16 protein-coding genes are annotated in these 16,519 nt (G+C 52.8%); 7 read left to right on the top strand and 9 right to left on the bottom strand.

Translation table 11 applies throughout. The features are described 5' to 3' along the window. Positions 1-4: 4 nt before the first annotated feature. The 5 genes from ruvA to aspS all read right to left on the bottom strand — a co-directional run bounded on the left by ruvA (position 5) and on the right by aspS (position 4,242). A complete protein-coding gene (gene ruvA / locus FDW92_RS08730; protein ID WP_038641428.1) occupies positions 5-616 on the bottom strand; it encodes a Holliday junction branch migration protein RuvA in 612 nt (203 codons plus the stop codon). Between the two features lie 80 nt (positions 617-696). Then, a complete protein-coding gene (gene ruvC / locus FDW92_RS08725) occupies positions 697-1,218 on the bottom strand; it encodes a crossover junction endodeoxyribonuclease RuvC (RefSeq protein ID WP_042307809.1) in 522 nt (173 codons plus the stop codon). Positions 1,219-1,252: 34 nt separating this feature from the next. Then, positions 1,253-1,996: a YebC/PmpR family DNA-binding transcriptional regulator gene (locus FDW92_RS08720; protein WP_006684137.1), complete on the bottom strand. Its 744-nt coding sequence runs from the start codon at positions 1,994-1,996 to the stop codon at positions 1,253-1,255. Positions 1,997-2,024: 28 nt separating this feature from the next. Continuing rightward, complete coding sequence (gene nudB, locus FDW92_RS08715) at positions 2,025-2,468, bottom strand: dihydroneopterin triphosphate diphosphatase (protein WP_042307807.1); 444 nt, start codon at positions 2,466-2,468, stop codon at positions 2,025-2,027. Between the two features lies 1 nt (position 2,469). Beyond that, the gene (aspS, locus tag FDW92_RS08710) at positions 2,470-4,242 is read right to left on the bottom strand and encodes an aspartate--tRNA ligase (protein ID WP_042307805.1); all 1,773 of its coding nucleotides are present in this window, start codon (positions 4,240-4,242) and stop codon (positions 2,470-2,472) included. 266 nt (positions 4,243-4,508) lie between these two features. Between aspS and FDW92_RS08700 the strand changes: the two genes are divergently transcribed. Genes FDW92_RS08700 through cmoB form a run of 5 tightly spaced genes read left to right on the top strand, consistent with a single transcriptional unit; the run spans position 4,509 to position 8,086 of the window. Then, positions 4,509-5,075 carry a hydrolase gene (locus FDW92_RS08700; RefSeq protein WP_042307803.1) on the top strand — a complete coding sequence of 189 codons (567 nt, stop codon included), beginning with the start codon at positions 4,509-4,511 and terminating at the stop codon, positions 5,073-5,075. Continuing rightward, positions 5,072-5,890, top strand: coding sequence for a DUF72 domain-containing protein (locus tag FDW92_RS08695; protein ID WP_042307801.1), 819 nt, complete (start codon positions 5,072-5,074; stop codon positions 5,888-5,890). Before FDW92_RS08700 ends, FDW92_RS08695 begins: the two co-directional genes overlap by 4 nt. Positions 5,891-5,941: 51 nt before the next feature. After that, positions 5,942-6,337, top strand: coding sequence for an MAPEG family protein (locus FDW92_RS08690; protein ID WP_003833847.1), 396 nt, complete (start codon positions 5,942-5,944; stop codon positions 6,335-6,337). Positions 6,338-6,377: 40 nt separating this feature from the next. Continuing rightward, entirely contained in the window at positions 6,378-7,121 is a 744-nt protein-coding gene (gene cmoA, locus FDW92_RS08685; protein WP_042307799.1) for a carboxy-S-adenosyl-L-methionine synthase CmoA, read from the top strand. After that, entirely contained in the window at positions 7,118-8,086 is a 969-nt protein-coding gene (cmoB, locus tag FDW92_RS08680) for a tRNA 5-methoxyuridine(34)/uridine 5-oxyacetic acid(34) synthase CmoB (protein ID WP_038641441.1), read from the top strand. The genes cmoA and cmoB overlap by 4 nt, the downstream gene beginning before the upstream one ends. A 235-nt stretch (positions 8,087-8,321) precedes the next feature. Here the strand turns inward: cmoB and cutC are convergent, their stop codons facing one another. Both cutC and FDW92_RS08670 read right to left on the bottom strand, forming a co-directional pair. Next, entirely contained in the window at positions 8,322-9,068 is a 747-nt protein-coding gene (gene cutC / locus FDW92_RS08675) for a copper homeostasis protein CutC (RefSeq protein ID WP_042307796.1), read from the bottom strand. Between the two features lie 2 nt (positions 9,069-9,070). Continuing rightward, on the bottom strand, positions 9,071-9,637 hold the full coding sequence (locus FDW92_RS08670; protein ID WP_042307793.1) for a VOC family protein: 567 nt from the start codon (positions 9,635-9,637) through the stop codon (positions 9,071-9,073). Between the two features lie 238 nt (positions 9,638-9,875). Between FDW92_RS08670 and argS the strand changes: the two genes are divergently transcribed. Both argS and mrdA read left to right on the top strand, forming a co-directional pair. Beyond that, positions 9,876-11,609, top strand: coding sequence for an arginine--tRNA ligase (argS, locus tag FDW92_RS08665; protein ID WP_042307791.1), 1,734 nt, complete (start codon positions 9,876-9,878; stop codon positions 11,607-11,609). A gap of 182 nt (positions 11,610-11,791) precedes the next feature. Next, complete coding sequence (mrdA, locus tag FDW92_RS08660; RefSeq protein WP_042307790.1) at positions 11,792-13,729, top strand: penicillin-binding protein 2; 1,938 nt, start codon at positions 11,792-11,794, stop codon at positions 13,727-13,729. Here mrdA and FDW92_RS08655 read toward each other — a convergent pair. Together FDW92_RS08655 and FDW92_RS08650 are read right to left on the bottom strand one after the other, a co-directional pair. Next, the gene (locus FDW92_RS08655; RefSeq protein ID WP_137400602.1) at positions 13,701-14,840 is read right to left on the bottom strand and encodes a glycoside hydrolase family 105 protein; all 1,140 of its coding nucleotides are present in this window, start codon (positions 14,838-14,840) and stop codon (positions 13,701-13,703) included. The two genes, mrdA and FDW92_RS08655, sit on opposite strands and share 29 nt — an antisense overlap. Beyond that, positions 14,841-16,427: an MFS transporter gene (locus FDW92_RS08650; RefSeq protein WP_042307785.1), complete on the bottom strand. Its 1,587-nt coding sequence runs from the start codon at positions 16,425-16,427 to the stop codon at positions 14,841-14,843. It abuts the gene before it with no gap. Between the last annotated feature and the right edge of the window lie 92 nt (positions 16,428-16,519).

Here is a 16,519-nt window from a genome sequence, read left to right as displayed (position 1 = left end):
TACCTCACAATGCCGCGCGAAGCGCTTCACGAATCAGGGTTTCACTGCTGGCATCAGGGCGGGCAATTTTGCTCACCATGCGGCTGGCTTCCTGTGGTTTATAGCCTAACGCCACCAACGCAGCAACCGCTTCCTGCTCGGCGTCCTCCGTTGCCGGACTTGCCGGAGAGGTAAGGACGAGATCTGCCGCCGGGGTGAAGAGATCACCATGCAGACCTTTAAAGCGGTCCTTCATTTCAACAATCAAACGCTCGGCAGTTTTCTTTCCAATACCAGGTAGCTTCACCAGCGCGCCAAGCTCTTCACGTTCAACGGCATTCACGAACTGCTGGGCAGACATACCGGAAAGGATCGCCAGTGCCAGCTTCGGGCCTACGCCGTTGGTTTTAATTAACTCTTTAAATAGCGTGCGTTCTTGCTTGTTGTTGAAGCCATACAGCAACTGCGCGTCTTCACGAACTACAAAATGGGTGAAGATAATCGCTTCCTGTCCGGCTTCCGGCAGCTCGTAAAAACAGGTCATGGGCATATGCACTTCATAGCCGACGCCGCCGGTTTCCAGAAGGACCAGCGGGGGTTGTTTTTCAAGAATGATGCCTCTGAGTCTGCCTATCACGTGACGCTCCTGCGTTAAGGGCTAAAAGGTAATGCGCTATCATAAAAAAAGGCTGGATAGATATCCAGCCTCATTTGTCACTAACGTAACCGACCTCGCGCCAGATTCAGCCTCGACTCGCTCATTTGCATGGCATTCTGACTGACATGGCAGTGGGTAATGGCAATCGCCAACGCATCCGCGGCGTCCGCCTGCGGGTTGGCGGGCAGCTTCAGCAGCGTACGCACCATGTGCTGTACCTGGCTTTTTTCCGCACTACCGATACCAACCACGGTCTGTTTTACCTGGCGGGCCGCGTATTCAAAGACCGGAAGTTCCTGATTGGTCGCCGCAACGATTGCCACGCCGCGCGCCTGCCCCAGCTTTAGCGCCGAGTCGGCATTCTTCGCCATAAAAACCTGCTCAATGGCAAAATAGTCCGGCTGGAACTGGGTGATGATCTCCGTCACGCCCGCATAAATTAGCTTCAAACGTGACGGAAGATCGTCGACTTTGGTGCGAATACAGCCGCTGCCGAGGTAGGTCAGTTGCCTGCCGACCTGACGGATTACGCCATAACCGGTAATGCGTGACCCCGGGTCAATGCCGAGAATAATAGACATCACGCATCTCCTGTTACTTTATGGCTTAACCACATCATTCTAAGGTCGCAGCGACCTCATCGGAGATTTCACCGTTGTGGTAAACTTCCTGTACGTCGTCGCAGTCTTCCAGCATATCGATCAGACGCATCAGTTTCGGTGCCGTTTCAGCATCCATGTCCGCTTTAGTGGATGGGATCATCGTCACTTCAGCGCTGTCTGCTTTCAGGCCAGCCGCTTCCAGCGCGTCACGCACTTTGCCCATCTCTTCCCAGGCAGTGTAAACATCAATCGCGCCATCATCATAGGTCACAACATCTTCCGCGCCAGCTTCCAGAGCTGCTTCCATGATGGTGTCTTCATCGCCTTTCTCAAAAGAGATCACGCCTTTTTTGCTGAACAGGTAAGCCACGGAGCCGTCGGTGCCCAGATTACCGCCGGTTTTGCTGAACGCATGACGCACTTCAGCCACGGTACGGTTACGGTTGTCAGACAGGCATTCAATCATCACGGCGGTGCCGCCAGGACCGTAACCTTCATAGATGATGGTTTCCATGTTCGAGTCTTCATCACCGCCCACGCCACGCGCGATGGCACGGTTCAGGGTGTCACGGGTCATGTTGTTGGACAGCGCTTTATCCACCGCCGCGCGCAGACGCGGGTTAGCATCCGGATCGCCACCGCCCAGTTTAGCCGCCGTTACCAGCTCGCGAATGATTTTGGTAAAAATTTTACCGCGTTTAGCATCCTGAGCGGCTTTACGATGTCTGGTGTTGGCCCATTTACTATGACCTGCCATAAATAATATCTCCAAAAAGCGCGCCTTCTCAGGCGACGTTAATCACAAATTCTTCAATCGCCTGCCGATTACTCCACGACTTGGTTAACTGGGCGGCTTCAACCGCATTAACCCAACGATAGGTCAGATGTTCGGTGAACACGATCTCTCGTTCTGAGGGAAGAGCCAGGCAAAACCAGGATTCAGTATTACGCTCAATTCCCGGCGCATAGCGATGACGTAAATGGCGAAAAATCTCAAACTCCACCGTGCGCTGACAGTCAATTAAGGTCAGTTGCTCAGTCGCAACATCAATGGCGACCTCTTCCTTTACTTCGCGCATGGCGGCCTGCGACGCGGTTTCACCCTCTTCCAGGCTGCCGGTGACCGACTGCCAGAAGTCAGGATCGTCGCGTCGCTGTAACATCAGCACTCTCCCGGTGTCCTTTGCATAAATCACGACCAACACCGAGACAGGCTGTTTGTACTTCATATCAGTTATTCTCGGCCTTCTTCACAACCTGAATGCTCAGTTCCGCCAGCGCAGCTTCGTTAGCGAAACTTGGCGCTTCAGTCATCAGACACGCGGCTGCCGTCGTTTTCGGGAAGGCAATAACGTCTCGAATGTTATCAGTACCCGTCAGCAACATGGTCAGACGATCCAGACCAAATGCCAGGCCCGCATGCGGCGGTGTACCATATTTTAGCGCATCCAGCAGGAAGCCGAATTTCTCGCGCTGCTCTTGCTCGTTAATGCCCAGAATACCGAATACGGTCTGCTGCATATCACCGTTGTGAATACGGACGGAACCACCACCTACTTCATAGCCGTTGATAACCATATCGTAAGCGTTGGCAACCGCATCTTCCGGCGCAGCTTTCAGCTCAGCAGCGGTCATGTCTTTCGGCGAGGTGAACGGGTGGTGCATCGCGGTCAGACCGCCTTCACCATCGTCTTCAAACATCGGGAAGTCGATGACCCACAGCGGCGCCCATTTCGACTCGTCGGTAATGCTCAGATCTTTACCCAGTTTCAGACGCAGCGCGCCCATCGCGTCGGCAACCACTTTCTTGTTGTCGGCACCGAAGAAAATCATGTCGCCGTCTTGCGCACCGGTACGCGCCAGAATCGCTTCCACGATTTCTGCGTTCAGGAACTTAGCCACCGGGCTGGTGATACCTTCCAGACCTTTCGCGCGCTCGGTGACTTTGATGTAAGCCAGGCCTTTCGCGCCGTAGATCTTAATAAAGTTACCGTAATCATCGATCTGCTTACGGCTTAAGCTCGCACCGCCCGGTACGCGCAGGGCTGCGACACGGCCTTTCGGATCGTTCGCCGGACCAGAGAACACCGCGAACTCAACGTCTTTTACCAGATCGGCGACGTCAACCAGCTCCATTGGGTTACGCAGGTCTGGTTTATCGGAGCCGTAACGGCGCTCAGCCTCGGCAAAGGTCATGATCGGGAAATCACCGAGATCCACACCTTTCACTTCCAGCCACAGATTACGCACTAACGCTTCCATCACTTCTCGCACCTGCGGCGCAGTCATGAAGGATGTCTCCACATCGATCTGGGTAAATTCAGGCTGACGGTCAGCACGTAAGTCTTCATCGCGGAAGCATTTTACGATCTGATAGTAGCGGTCAAAGCCAGACATCATCAGCAGCTGTTTGAACAGCTGAGGAGACTGCGGCAGCGCGTAAAACTTGCCTTTATGAACGCGGGAAGGCACCAGATAGTCGCGCGCGCCTTCCGGCGTCGCTTTGGTCAACATCGGGGTTTCGATGTCGAGGAAGCCGTGATCGTCCATAAAACGACGAACCAGGCTGGTAATTTTGGCGCGTGTTTTCAGGCGCTGCGCCATTTCAGGACGACGCAGATCCAGATAACGATACTTCAGACGCGCTTCTTCGGTATTGACGTGGTTAGAGTCCAGCGGCAGTGAGTCTGAGCGGTTGATGATGGTCAGATCGGACGCCAGTACTTCAATTTCGCCAGTCGCCATATCGGCATTGACGTTTTTCGCATCACGCGCACGCACGGTGCCCGTAACCTGGATGCAGAACTCATTACGCAGTTCGGAGGCCAGCTTTAACGCGTCCGCACGGTCCGGATCGAAAAATACCTGCACGATACCTTCGCGGTCGCGCATATCGATAAAGATCAGGCTACCAAGATCACGACGACGGTTGACCCAACCACACAGAGTCACCTGCTGCCCCTCGTGGGACAGACGTAGCTGCCCGCAATATTCTGTACGCATGAGATATCCCTTAACTTTGCCGCAGGCGGATTGTCACCTGTCTCGCAGATGACGAAGTCGCAGCTTTAGCTGAATGTCACAACTGAATGAAAAAAGGCGGCTATTATACTGGAAATTCTGCCGCACGATAAGTCCGGTACTGACTGTACGCCTGTTTCCTCGACGGGCATTGCGTAATCTCACAAAAAATAACAAAAATTGTCGTCCCTTTCACACTGATTCGCGATTAAGGTGTAACGGAATTCTTATTTTTTACTGGAGTGACCATGCTGGAACTGAACGCAAAAACAACCGCCCTTGTCGTTATTGACTTACAGGAAGGGATCCTGCCTTTCGCTGGCGGACCACATACGGCACACGATGTGGTTACCCGCGCCGCACGGTTGGCGGAAAAATTTCGTGCTAAGGGTTCTCCAGTAGTAATGGTACGCGTTGGCTGGTCTGACGATTACGCCGAAGCGCTGAAACAACCGGTTGATGCCCAGGCCCCGGCCAAAGCGTTACCCGACAACTGGTGGGATTATCCGCAAGCTTTGGGCAAATGCGCCAGCGATCTGGAAGTCACCAAGCGTCAGTGGGGAGCGTTCTACGGTACCGATCTCGAGCTACAGTTGCGCCGCCGGGGTATCAATACCATCGTTCTGTGTGGCATCTCCACGAATATTGGCGTGGAATCCACCGCACGAAACGCGTGGGAGCTAGGTTTTAATCTGATCGTTGCGGAAGATGCCTGTAGCGCCGCCAGTGCTGATCAGCATCAGGGCAGCATGACACACATTTTCCCACGTATTGCGCGCGTTCGCAGCGTGGACGAGATCCTGCAAGCGTTATGATCTATATCGGCTTACCCCAGTGGTCGCACCCGAAATGGGTGCGACTTGGGATCACCAGCCTGGAAGAGTATGCCCGCCACTTTAACTGCGTTGAGGGCAACACCACGCTGTATGCGCTGCCAAAAGCCGAGATTGTCACCCGCTGGCATGCACAAACCACCGATGCGTTTCGATTTTGTTTTAAGTTTCCGGCCACTATTTCACATCAGGCCGCGTTGCGTAACTGTGATGATTTGGTACAGGAATTTTTCACGCGCATGTCACCGCTGGAAGCGCGCATCGGGCAATACTGGTTGCAATTACCCGCCACCTTCGCCCCACGCGACCTGTCTGCTCTGTGGCCGTTTCTCGACGCGCTCCCCAAATCCTTTACCTACGGTGTCGAAGTTCGCCATCCGGATTTCTTTGCCAAAGGCGAAGCCGAGCAGCAACTGAACCGCGGCCTGCATGAGCGAGGTGTAAATAGGGTTATCCTGGACAGTCGCCCGGTGCATGCCGCCATCCCGCATACTGAAGCGATACGCGAAGCACAACGTAAAAAACCGAAGGTTCCGGTTCATGTAGTGGTAACGGCCAATCATCCGATGGTGCGTTTTATCGGTAGCGATGATATGGCACAAAACCGGCAGTTATTTGCAGTTTGGTTAACCAAACTGGCGCTGTGGCAACAGTCCACCACACCGTATTTATTTTTGCATACGCCGGATATCGCGCAGGCCCCGGAGCTTGTAGACACGTTATGGGCGGATTTACGTAACGCCCTGCCAGAGATCGGATCAGCACCGTCTATTCCACAGCAATCTTCTCTTTTCTGAAATTGCCACCTATCATAGACAGTGCCATCTGCCATTTTAAAGGGAGTTTGTATGGTAAGCGCGCTTTATGCCGTATTGGGTGCGTTATTGTTAATAAAGTTCTCATTTGACGTCGTTCGCCTGCGTATGCAGTACCGCGTTGCTTATGGTGACGGTGGTTTTAGCGAACTGCAAAGCGCTATCCGTATTCATGGTAATGCGGTGGAGTATATTCCTGTCGCGTTAGTGCTGTTGTTATTTATGGAAATGAACGGCGCAGAAACGTGGATGGTGCATATTTGCGGACTGATGTTGATTGCCGGACGACTGATGCATTATTACGGATTCCACCACCGGCTTTTCCGCTGGCGGCGTTCAGGCATGAGCGCGACCTGGTGTTCGCTGTTGCTAATGGTGCTGGCGAATCTTTGGTATATGCCCTGGGAGTTGGTTTTCTCCCTGCATTAGCGCACAATACGCCACTTTATTTTTCCCGGATTTTTACGTTATGTCTCACCGCGACACGCTTTTTTCTGCGCCTATCGCCAGTCTGGGTGACTGGACCTTTGATGAACGGGTAGCTGAAGTCTTCCCGGATATGATCCAGCGTTCCGTTCCCGGCTACTCCAATATCATTTCGATGATTGGCATGCTGGCCGAACGTTTCGTCCAACCCAACACGCAGGTCTACGATCTCGGCTGCTCTCTGGGCGCGGCGACGCTCTCAGTGCGTCGCAATATTCATCACGAGAATTGCAAAATTATTGCCATTGATAATTCCCCGGCGATGGTGGAGCGCTGCCGTCGCCATATTGACGCTTATAAGGCCCCTACTCCGGTTGAAGTCATCGAAGGCGATATTCGCGACATTACTCTCGAAAACGCCTCGATGGTGGTGCTGAATTTTACCCTGCAGTTCCTTGAGCCAGCTGAGCGCCAGGCATTGTTGGATAAGATTTATCAGGGACTGAATCCCGGTGGCGCGCTGGTGCTGTCGGAAAAATTCAGTTTCGAAGACGCTCAAGTTGGCGAGCTGCTGTTCAACATGCACCACGACTTCAAACGCGCAAACGGCTATAGCGAACTGGAAATCAGCCAGAAGCGCAGCATGCTGGAGAACGTGATGTTGACCGACTCCGTAGAAACACACAAAGCGCGCCTGCATCAGGCTGGTTTTGAGCACAGCGAATTGTGGTTCCAGTGCTTCAACTTTGGTTCCCTGGTGGCGCTGAAAGCTGAGGTCAGCGCATGATCGACTTTGGTAACTTTTATCAACTGATTGCCAAAAATCACCTTTCCCATTGGCTGGAAACGCTTCCGGCGCAAATCGCTGCCTGGCAGCGCGATCAGCATGGCTTATTTAAGCAGTGGTCGAATGCGGTGGAGTTTTTGCCAGAGTTAACGCCGTATCGTCTGGACTTACTGCATAGCGTCACCGCAGAAAGCGAGCAACCGCTCAGCGACGGTCAACTCAAACGCATCGACACTCTGATGCGGAACCTGATGCCATGGCGGAAAGGGCCATACTCGCTGTACGGCGTCAATATCGATACCGAATGGCGCTCAGACTGGAAATGGGATCGCGTCCTGCCGCATTTATCGGATCTTACCGGGCGTACCATTCTCGATGTCGGCTGCGGCAGCGGATATCACATGTGGCGTATGATTGGCGCGGGGGCGCACCTGGCGGTTGGCATCGATCCTACGCAATTGTTCCTGTGCCAGTTTGAAGCGGTGCGTAAACTGCTGGGCAACGATCAGCGTGCGCATCTGCTGCCGCTGGGTATTGAACAGCTTCCGGCGCTCAACGCCTTTGATACCGTGTTTTCCATGGGCGTGCTGTATCATCGACGTTCCCCGCTGGAACACCTGTGGCAGTTGAAAGATCAGTTGGTTAAAGAGGGTGAACTGGTACTGGAAACGCTGGTAGTCGAGGGTGATGAAAATACCGTACTGGTGCCGGGTGACCGCTACGCGCAGATGCGTAACGTCTATTTTATCCCGTCTGCGTTGGCGCTAAAAAACTGGCTGGAAAAATGCGGATTTGTTGATGTACGCATCGCCGATGTCTGCGTCACCACTACCGAAGAGCAGCGTCGCACCGAGTGGATGATAACCGAATCGCTGGCCGATTTCCTCGACCCGAACGACCACAGTAAAACGGTAGAAGGCTACCCCGCCCCATTACGTGCGGTATTGATTGCGCGTAAACCGTAATGGATTGCCGAATGACCGTTACGTATAGCACCGTTTCTCCAAAATAGTTCAAGTTGCAGCATGGCGGCAACGCAGCAAATCCCCGGGAGCGTAGATAACTACGTGACCGGGGTGCGCGAGGCGGCCAACGCTGCTGCGGCCTGAAATATGAAGGAGAAAAAAAGGCCCCTGTTGAAATTGCAGGGGCCTGGTACGAGCAAGCATCATATTGGGCGACATGATGCAACGGTAAAAATCAGCTGGCCTGATGGCGTGCCATGATTGCTTTCATTTCAGCAACCGCCGCTCCGTCTACCGCATAGCGAGAATACTCATCCGCCTGCGTATCCGAAGACATTGACAACCCCGAATTGCGATAACGCATTGGGGAAGCCAGCCATACTCCGGCAGAACTATGGACTTCCTGCACTCCAGCATCCAGGAACAGGGACAAATTCGAGGCGCGAACCCCCGCTCCGGCCATAATGATTGGAGCACCCGCCAGCGCAATAAGTTCCATTATTTTTGTTAAACCTTGCACTGCATCTGATTTTTGCCCGGAAGTCAGTACCCTGGCGATGCCCAATTCAGATAATTTTTGTAACGCATTGAGTGGGTTAGCGCACATATCAAACGCCCGATGAAAAGTAACATTCAGCGGACCGGCAGCAGCCATTATTTTTTCCATGCGCGGCATATCGACATTGCCATCCACATCTAAAATACCGGTCACCAGCCCTGGAAATCCCAGTTCTCTGACCATCGCAATATCATCCAGCATTGCCGCGAATTCACCGTCGGTATAACAAAAATCCCCTCCACGTGGGCGGATAATGGGGTTGACGGGAATAGCCACATGCTGGCGAACCGAACGCAATACGCCCAGTGACGGCGTTAAGCCCCCTTCTTTGGGCGCCGCGCAAAGCTCAATGCGATGCGCGCCGTTTTGCTGCGCCGTAAGCGCGCATTCCATGCTGTAACAGCAAACTTCCAGTAAGGCCATGTTCACTCCTGTCGCTCACTTGCCACAATGGTTTCAATCGACCACGGATGAAACTTTATCGTCACACTGCCATCGCTGACCGCCAGCGTAGGATTCGGTAAACGCTCCCGCTCTCCTTTCGGTGAGCTGGTTTTCACAAAGATGCCCGGCTGACTCAGGCCTTGATCGGAAAGCAGCGCCAACGCTCGCGCATTCAGCGTCTCCGCATCTCCCGGCAGGACAATCTCAATATGTTCCCAACCTTCATGTGGATAACGCTTTTCTCCCGGCCACGGCAGCTCTACGATAGAAAATGTCCAGTGCAGGACGCAAACCGGCTCATGGAGTTTGAACAGGCAAATGGGTCTGCCATTGATGATGTTCTCTGACAATAATTCACCGCACTGCTCAAATCCACGACGCCAGCGCTCTGCGGTAGTATTTTGATGACAACGCAAAGAAATGTGATCGGCTTCAAGCGGTGTGACATCCAGACCAAGACGGGTGGAAAGTTCCGTTAACGCCTGCGCGAAATGCGGTAAATCTGCGGAAATATCATGCAGTTCTGCAACTGTTTGCCAGTTCGCCATAATAAAAGCTCATATCTATGTTCAAAGCCGCTAATTTACTCTGTTGCGCTGCGCCATCCAACCGCTGTTTTTTTCGAACGCAATATGCATAATTATACGTAATTGCGTTGCTTTCATTTCCGACAGCGCACAGTACTCGCGATGCTGACGACAACGGGCATTTGCAGTATACTCCCGCCCTAAATTCTTAAACTGGCGCGGTGAATTTTATCCCGCTTCATAAATGTAAGGTATTCCGGTGAATATTCAGGCTCTTCTCTCAGAAAAAGTCAGTCAGGCCATGATTGCTGCAGGCGCGCCTGCAGATTGCGAACCGCAGGTTCGTCAGTCAGCAAAAATACAGTTCGGTGACTATCAGGCCAACGGCATGATGGCTGTCGCTAAAAAACTGGGTATGGCGCCGCGACAACTGGCTGAGCAGGTGCTGACTCATCTGGATCTCAACGGGATTGCCAGCAAGGTTGAAATTGCTGGCCCGGGCTTTATCAATATTTTTCTCGATCCGGCATTTCTGGCGCAGCATGTTCAGCAGGCGCTGGCCTCCGATCGTCTGGGCGTAACTCAACCGGCTAAACAAACCGTTGTTGTTGACTACTCCGCGCCTAACGTGGCGAAAGAGATGCACGTGGGTCACCTGCGTTCCACCATCATCGGTGACGCTGCGGTGCGTACGCTGGAGTTCCTCGGCCACAATGTTATTCGTGCTAATCACGTCGGCGACTGGGGTACTCAGTTCGGTATGCTGATCGCATGGCTGGAAAAACAGCAGCAAGAAAACGCCGGAGAGATGGCGCTGGCTGACCTTGAAGGTTTCTACCGTGACGCGAAAAAGCATTACGACGAAGATGAAGCCTTCGCAGAACGCGCCCGTAGCTATGTTGTTAAACTGCAAGGCGGCGACGAATATTTCCGTGAGATGTGGCGCAAACTGGTCGACATTACCATGTCGCAGAACCAGTTAACTTACGATCGCCTGAACGTCACGCTGACCCGTGACGACGTCATGGGTGAAAGCCTGTACAACCCGATGCTGCCAGGTATCGTGGCCGATCTGAAAGCTAAGGGCCTGGCCGTTGAGAGTGAAGGCGCTACCGTCGTATTCCTTGATGAGTATAAGAACAAGGAAGGCGAACCGATGGGCGTTATCATTCAGAAAAAAGATGGCGGCTATCTCTACACCACCACCGACATCGCCTGCGCCAAATATCGTTACGAAACGCTGCATGCCGACCGCGTTCTCTATTACATCGATTCCCGTCAGCATCAGCACTTAATGCAGGCCTGGACCATCGTCCGTAAAGCCGGCTATGTGCCGGATTCCGTGCCGCTGGAACACCACATGTTCGGTATGATGCTGGGTAAAGACGGTAAGCCGTTCAAAACCCGCGCGGGCGGTACGGTTAAACTGGCCGATCTGCTGGATGAAGCGCTGGAACGCGCTCGTCGTCTGGTGGCTGAGAAGAACCCGGATATGCCTGCCGATGAGCTGGAAAAGCTGGCGAATGCGGTCGGTATCGGCGCGGTGAAATATGCGGACTTGTCCAAAAACCGTACCACTGACTACATCTTCGACTGGGACAATATGCTGGCGTTCGAAGGCAACACCGCGCCGTACATGCAGTATGCCTACACCCGCGTACTGTCCGTGTTCCGTAAAGCGGATATCGACGAGAACGCGCTGGCAAATGCGCAGGTCATTATCCGTGAAGAGCGCGAGGCCCAACTGGCTGCGCGTCTTCTGCAGTTTGAAGAAACGCTCACCGTCGTTGCCCGTGAAGGTACTCCGCACGTGATGTGTGCCTACCTGTACGACGTAGCGGGTCTGTTCTCCGGCTTCTACGAGCATTGCCCTATCCTCAGCGCTGAGAACGAAGAGATTCGTAACAGCCGTTTGAAGCTGGCGCAGTTGACGGCGAAAACCCTGAAGCTGGGTCTGGATACGCTGGGTATCGAAACCGTAGAGCGCATGTAAGTTCGCAAGGATTGAGGCCTGAGTCTGTAACGCGGACTCAGGCCTTTTTTATTTCCGTAACAGGCTATCTGTAACAACTCACAAGGAATGACACATTTCCGTAGAGATATGGAACATATTTGGCCTGTCATCCCGTTTGAGCCTCCGTATCATTAGGCGGCGAATTAATCGGGTACGGGTCAATGACATTCAGAGATTTTGAGGCGGAAGAAAAACTCTTCCAGCGGCGTGTAATAGTGGCCTTTGGCGTGGTGGTCATCTGTTTTGGCATCCTGATTTACAATCTCTACAACCTACAAATCCGTCAGCACCAGTATTACACCACCCGGTCGGATGCAAACGACATCAAAATGCTGCCAGTCGCCCCAACGCGAGGCATGATTTACGATCGCAACGGCATCCCGCTGGTGCGCAACGTGACCTGGTACGACATATCCGTTACACCTTATAAAATCAGCGATATGGATGCCCTAATCAGGCAGTTAACGCCGATCGTTGACCTTACCCCGGATGACATTGACCAGTTCCGCCATGAGCTAAAATCCAGCAGCCGTTATCGCCCGGTAGTGCTAAAAAATGCGCTGACCGATGTAGAAATCGCCCGTTTCTCGGTTAACCAGTTTCATTTCAGTGGCGTCAATATCAATAGCTATGAAGACCGCCAGTATCCCTATGGCGCCGCACTGGCGCATGTCCTTGGCTATGTTTCAAAAATCAACGACAACGATCTGAAAGCACTGGATAAAAAAGGTCTGGCAGAAAACTACGCCGCCGATCACAACATCGGCAAGCAGGGTATTGAGCACTATTACGAAAACGAACTGCATGGAAAAACCGGTTATCAGGAGGTGGAAGTCGATAACCACGGACGCATCGTCCGCTTGATCAAGGATGTGCCGCCCGTTGCCGGAAAAGATATCCATCTGACGCTGGATTTACATTTACAGCAATACATTGAGAGTCTGCTGGCGGGCCAGCGTGCGGCAGTACTGGTGGAAGATCCGCACGACGGTTCCGTGCTGGCGATGGTCTCAAACCCCAGCTATGACCCCAATCCGTTTGTCAAAGGCATCAGCTATCAGGACTATAACAAGCTGCTGCAGGATAAAGACCTGCCTTTAATCAACCGCGTCACGCAGGGGCTGTATCCTCCCGCCTCCACGGTCAAACCTTACATGGCGATGTCTGCTTTACTGGACGGAGTCATCACCCCGCAGACCAGTTTCTTCGGTGCCCCCACCTGGACGCTCCCCGGCACCGAGCGGCATTATCGTGACTGGAAAAAAACCGGTCACGGTATGCTGGACGTCACCAAAGCGATTGAAGAATCCGCCGATACCTTCTTCTATCAGGTGGCGTATATGATGGGGATCGACCGGATTAACAGCATGCTCAGCCAGTTTGGTTACGGTAAACCGACCGGTATCGATCTTGATGAGGAGTATAACGGCCTGCTCCCGAGCCGCGAATGGAAGCAGAAAGTACATAAAAAAGCATGGTATCAAGGGGATACCATTTCTGTCGGTATCGGCCAGGGCTACTGGATTGCCACGCCAATCCAGATGGTAAAGGCTATGGTAGCACTGATTAACAACGGCAAAGTCATCGCCCCTCACCTGCTACTTGATGAAGAAAGCGGCAAAACCCACACACCGTACCAGGCTCCTGAAGCACCGTCGCAAATCGCCTCTGCATCGTCACCCTACTGGGGGCTGGTGCGTCAGGCGATGTTCGGCATGGCAAATGAACCAAACGGCACCGGGTATAAGTTCTTTCACACCGCACCTTACGGCATTGCGGCGAAAAGTGGCACATCACAGGTCTTCAGCCTGAAAGAAAATCAGACCTACAATGCGAAAATGATTCCGGTCCGTTTGCGCGACCATGTGTTTTATACCGCGTTTGCGCCCTATAAGAACCCGAAAGTCGCCGTGGCATTAATCCTCGAAAATGGCGGTAGCGACGGCGTAACCGCCGCGCCGGTCATGCGGCAAATCATGGATCATCTGTTTGCGCCGCAGGATAATGCCGCGCAAACAGAGGCGCCCCAACAATCAGGTCCGTTAGCGGCGGCTCCATCTGCCAACGAGTTCAAAAATACTTACGCAAGTATTCGGTAAGGCACAGTATCGCCATTGCCTGTCCATATGGCATGGAGGTTCGCGGGATATTGCGGTAAAAATCGAGATTGTGCCCCATTCCGGTACCAAACGAGGTGTGTAACAATTCTCCTTCTGGTGAGATATGTTGCACAATGCCTCTGATAGCTTTTTCGGCCACCGCAGCATACTCGTGGCCGACATAGCGTTTACGTACCGCTTTGAGGATCCCATACGCAAATCCGGCGGTGGCTGACGCTTCCAGATATGACTGCGGATCGTCCAGCAGCGTGTGCCACAATCCACTTTCATCCTGGCACGTAGCCAGCGACGCGATTTGCGCGTGCAGAACCTGCACCAGATAGCGGCGAACGGCACTTTTTTCTGGTAAATCGAGCAGTTCGAGGAAGTCCGGGATCACGATAGTTAACCAGCTGTTGCCACGCGCCCAGCGAGCGTTGGCAAAATTATGCTGTCCTTCATAACTCCAGCTGTGGAACCACAGCCCCGTCTCTTTATCCATCAGGTTCTGCACATGCAGCAGGAACTGATAGGTTGCTTCTTCAATATATTCTGGACGGTTGAGCAACTTGCCGATTTTCGCCAGTGGCAAAACCGTCATCATCAGCGTGTCATCCCACATTTGCTGGTGATTCTCTTCCGCCAGCGTAATGTGCTGCATACCGCCGAATCTGGTACGCGGCATCTCATGCATTGCCCACTCCGCCCAGCTGTCGAGCCACGGCAGATACGCGGGGTTACGCGTCTCTTCATAGCGATATGCCAACGTTAAAAACGGTGCCATCGTGTTGACGTTTTTGGTGGTTGCACCTTCGGCAAAACGATCGGCAAACCAGCTGTCGATGATATCGCGCATCGTTTCATCGCCGGTTTGCTGATAATACTGATACATCCCATACAAGCCGACGCCGTGCGTCCACTCCCATCCCGCCCAACCTTTGGTATCAATAACGCGTCCATCGTCCAGACGTAGCAAGAACTCGCCGGTCTCGTCATGAATATTGACCAGGTTATGCGTCACCTTTTTGATCAACGCTTTTAATTCATCCCTGGCAATAAAATGGTCTGGTTGGCGCAACAATGGGCTGTATTTAACCGGGTAAACAATCATTTACTTCACCTCTGTCAATGTCGAATTCAATGCGGCGCCCTTTTCCAGTTTCGGTGCCGCTGGTTTATTACGATTCAGGTAACCAATATTGTTGTTACCCCAAAGTGATTCATATGGCATGCCGGACAGCATCTCTACGGTGGCGCGTCCCTCAGCGGAAAGTCCTTCCAGCACAGGCCGCCCGGACTCACGCATTTTTGCGGTCTCTTCACGTAGGGTGCTGTGGGTTTGCAGGTTCAGTTTGAAGCGCAGGGAAACCAGGAAACCCAGCGCCAGAACAATTAGCGTACCGCAGCTCAGAATTAACAGAATGGTATGGCTGACCGCCGCGGGTTGTACGTTGTGACCGGAGACAAAACCGGACATCTGCATGACAATCCCTACCAGCATCACCGCTCCCGCCTGCGACGCCTTACGCGTTAACGTCATGATGCCAGCGAAAATTCCTTCCCGGCGCTGGCCGGTAATCACTTCATCAACATCGGCAATATAGGTATAGGTATTCCAGGGAACATAATTGATCCCTCCGCGTCCCAGGCCCGCAATGGCAGAGACCAGCAGCAACAGAGAATAAACATCGCTTAACCCGGCATAATAAAGCAGCGCATAAGAGAGAGAACTCGCGCCAAACAGGACAACGACCATCCGGTATGATGGCGCGGGTCCAAAGCGGATACACAATGGGATCATGGCGATAACGGCAATAAACTGGAAGATAGCCATCGTTCCCAGCAGGTTTGACGCCATCGAGGCTTCCTGCATCAGCACAAACACCACATAGTAGGTAAAGACGGCGTTAAAAACGTCCTGCGCTATATAGCCGCCGAGATACATTCCTAGATGCTGACGGAAGATACGGATGCGCAGTGTTGAGCTCAGTTCAACGAACAGGCGGTTCATGCTTTGGCTAAAGGTCAGCTTTTTCTTCTCTTCTTCGGCTCGCAGCGCGGCTTCAGTCCACTCAGCACGTGGGCGCTCCCAGGTAAAGAACCAGACGAAAGTCAGCATCAGCGCGCACAGCACAGAGAACACCAGGCTGGCATAGAAAAAAGACACCGGGTTATCTTTGCCAAACAGCGTTAGCAGAACGCCGGGTAAGAACGAGGCCAGAATAGCTGACATTTGCGCCATCGAAATACGTGCGCCAGAAAACTTGGTTTTCTGTTTAAAGTCATCGGTCATTTCGGGCACCAGCGTTTCATAAGGCACCAGAATCATGGTGTAGACCACGTCAAAAATCAGATAGGTCAGCAGGTAATACCAGAATCCCATGTCACCCACCCACATCAGCGAGTAGCTAAAGACGCAGGGGATCCCCAACAGAATAAAAAACTTACGTCGCCCGAAGCGTTTACCGAGCCAGGTGGAACCAAAGTTATCGGTTAAAAAACCCATTAACGGGCTAACCACGGCATCCAGCACCCTGGCGGTGGCAAAAATGAAGGTCGCCTCGATAGGCGTCAGACCACAAAACGTAGTGTAAAAATAGAGCAGCCAGGCGGCGGTTAATGCCGTGGTGCCTGCGCCTAAAAAATCCCCCGAACCGTAGGCAAAATAGTTAACCAATCCGATTTTACGTGTCTTCATTGCCGTTACCCCTGCACATTATTGGGAGGCCCCGCAATCCTCGCATTGATATTGGGCGTCCTTTCAGGGTCACAGTAAAAGCTAACAGCAAG

This window comes from Citrobacter sp. wls706 (assembly GCF_005281305.1).
Taxonomy (GTDB): domain Bacteria; phylum Pseudomonadota; class Gammaproteobacteria; order Enterobacterales; family Enterobacteriaceae; genus Citrobacter; species Citrobacter werkmanii.
Note: the sequence above shows the minus strand (reverse complement) of the source record. Positions and strands in the feature narration are given on the sequence as shown.

Coding starts and splice junctions, on each gene's coding strand:
- ruvC (WP_042307809.1), bottom strand. CDS start 1,218: ATGTCTATTATTCTCGGCATTGACCCGGGGTCACGCATTACCGGTTAT.
- FDW92_RS08720 (WP_006684137.1), bottom strand. CDS start 1,996: ATGGCAGGTCATAGTAAATGGGCCAACACCAGACATCGTAAAGCCGCT.
- nudB (WP_042307807.1), bottom strand. CDS start 2,468: ATGAAGTACAAACAGCCTGTCTCGGTGTTGGTCGTGATTTATGCAAAG.
- aspS (WP_042307805.1), bottom strand. CDS start 4,242: ATGCGTACAGAATATTGCGGGCAGCTACGTCTGTCCCACGAGGGGCAG.
- FDW92_RS08700 (WP_042307803.1), top strand. CDS start 4,509: ATGCTGGAACTGAACGCAAAAACAACCGCCCTTGTCGTTATTGACTTA.
- FDW92_RS08695 (WP_042307801.1), top strand. CDS start 5,072: ATGATCTATATCGGCTTACCCCAGTGGTCGCACCCGAAATGGGTGCGA.
- FDW92_RS08690 (WP_003833847.1), top strand. CDS start 5,942: ATGGTAAGCGCGCTTTATGCCGTATTGGGTGCGTTATTGTTAATAAAG.
- cmoA (WP_042307799.1), top strand. CDS start 6,378: ATGTCTCACCGCGACACGCTTTTTTCTGCGCCTATCGCCAGTCTGGGT.
- cmoB (WP_038641441.1), top strand. CDS start 7,118: ATGATCGACTTTGGTAACTTTTATCAACTGATTGCCAAAAATCACCTT.
- cutC (WP_042307796.1), bottom strand. CDS start 9,068: ATGGCCTTACTGGAAGTTTGCTGTTACAGCATGGAATGCGCGCTTACG.
- FDW92_RS08670 (WP_042307793.1), bottom strand. CDS start 9,637: ATGGCGAACTGGCAAACAGTTGCAGAACTGCATGATATTTCCGCAGAT.
- mrdA (WP_042307790.1), top strand. CDS start 11,792: ATGACATTCAGAGATTTTGAGGCGGAAGAAAAACTCTTCCAGCGGCGT.
- FDW92_RS08655 (WP_137400602.1), bottom strand. CDS start 14,840: ATGATTGTTTACCCGGTTAAATACAGCCCATTGTTGCGCCAACCAGAC.
- FDW92_RS08650 (WP_042307785.1), bottom strand. CDS start 16,427: ATGAAGACACGTAAAATCGGATTGGTTAACTATTTTGCCTACGGTTCG.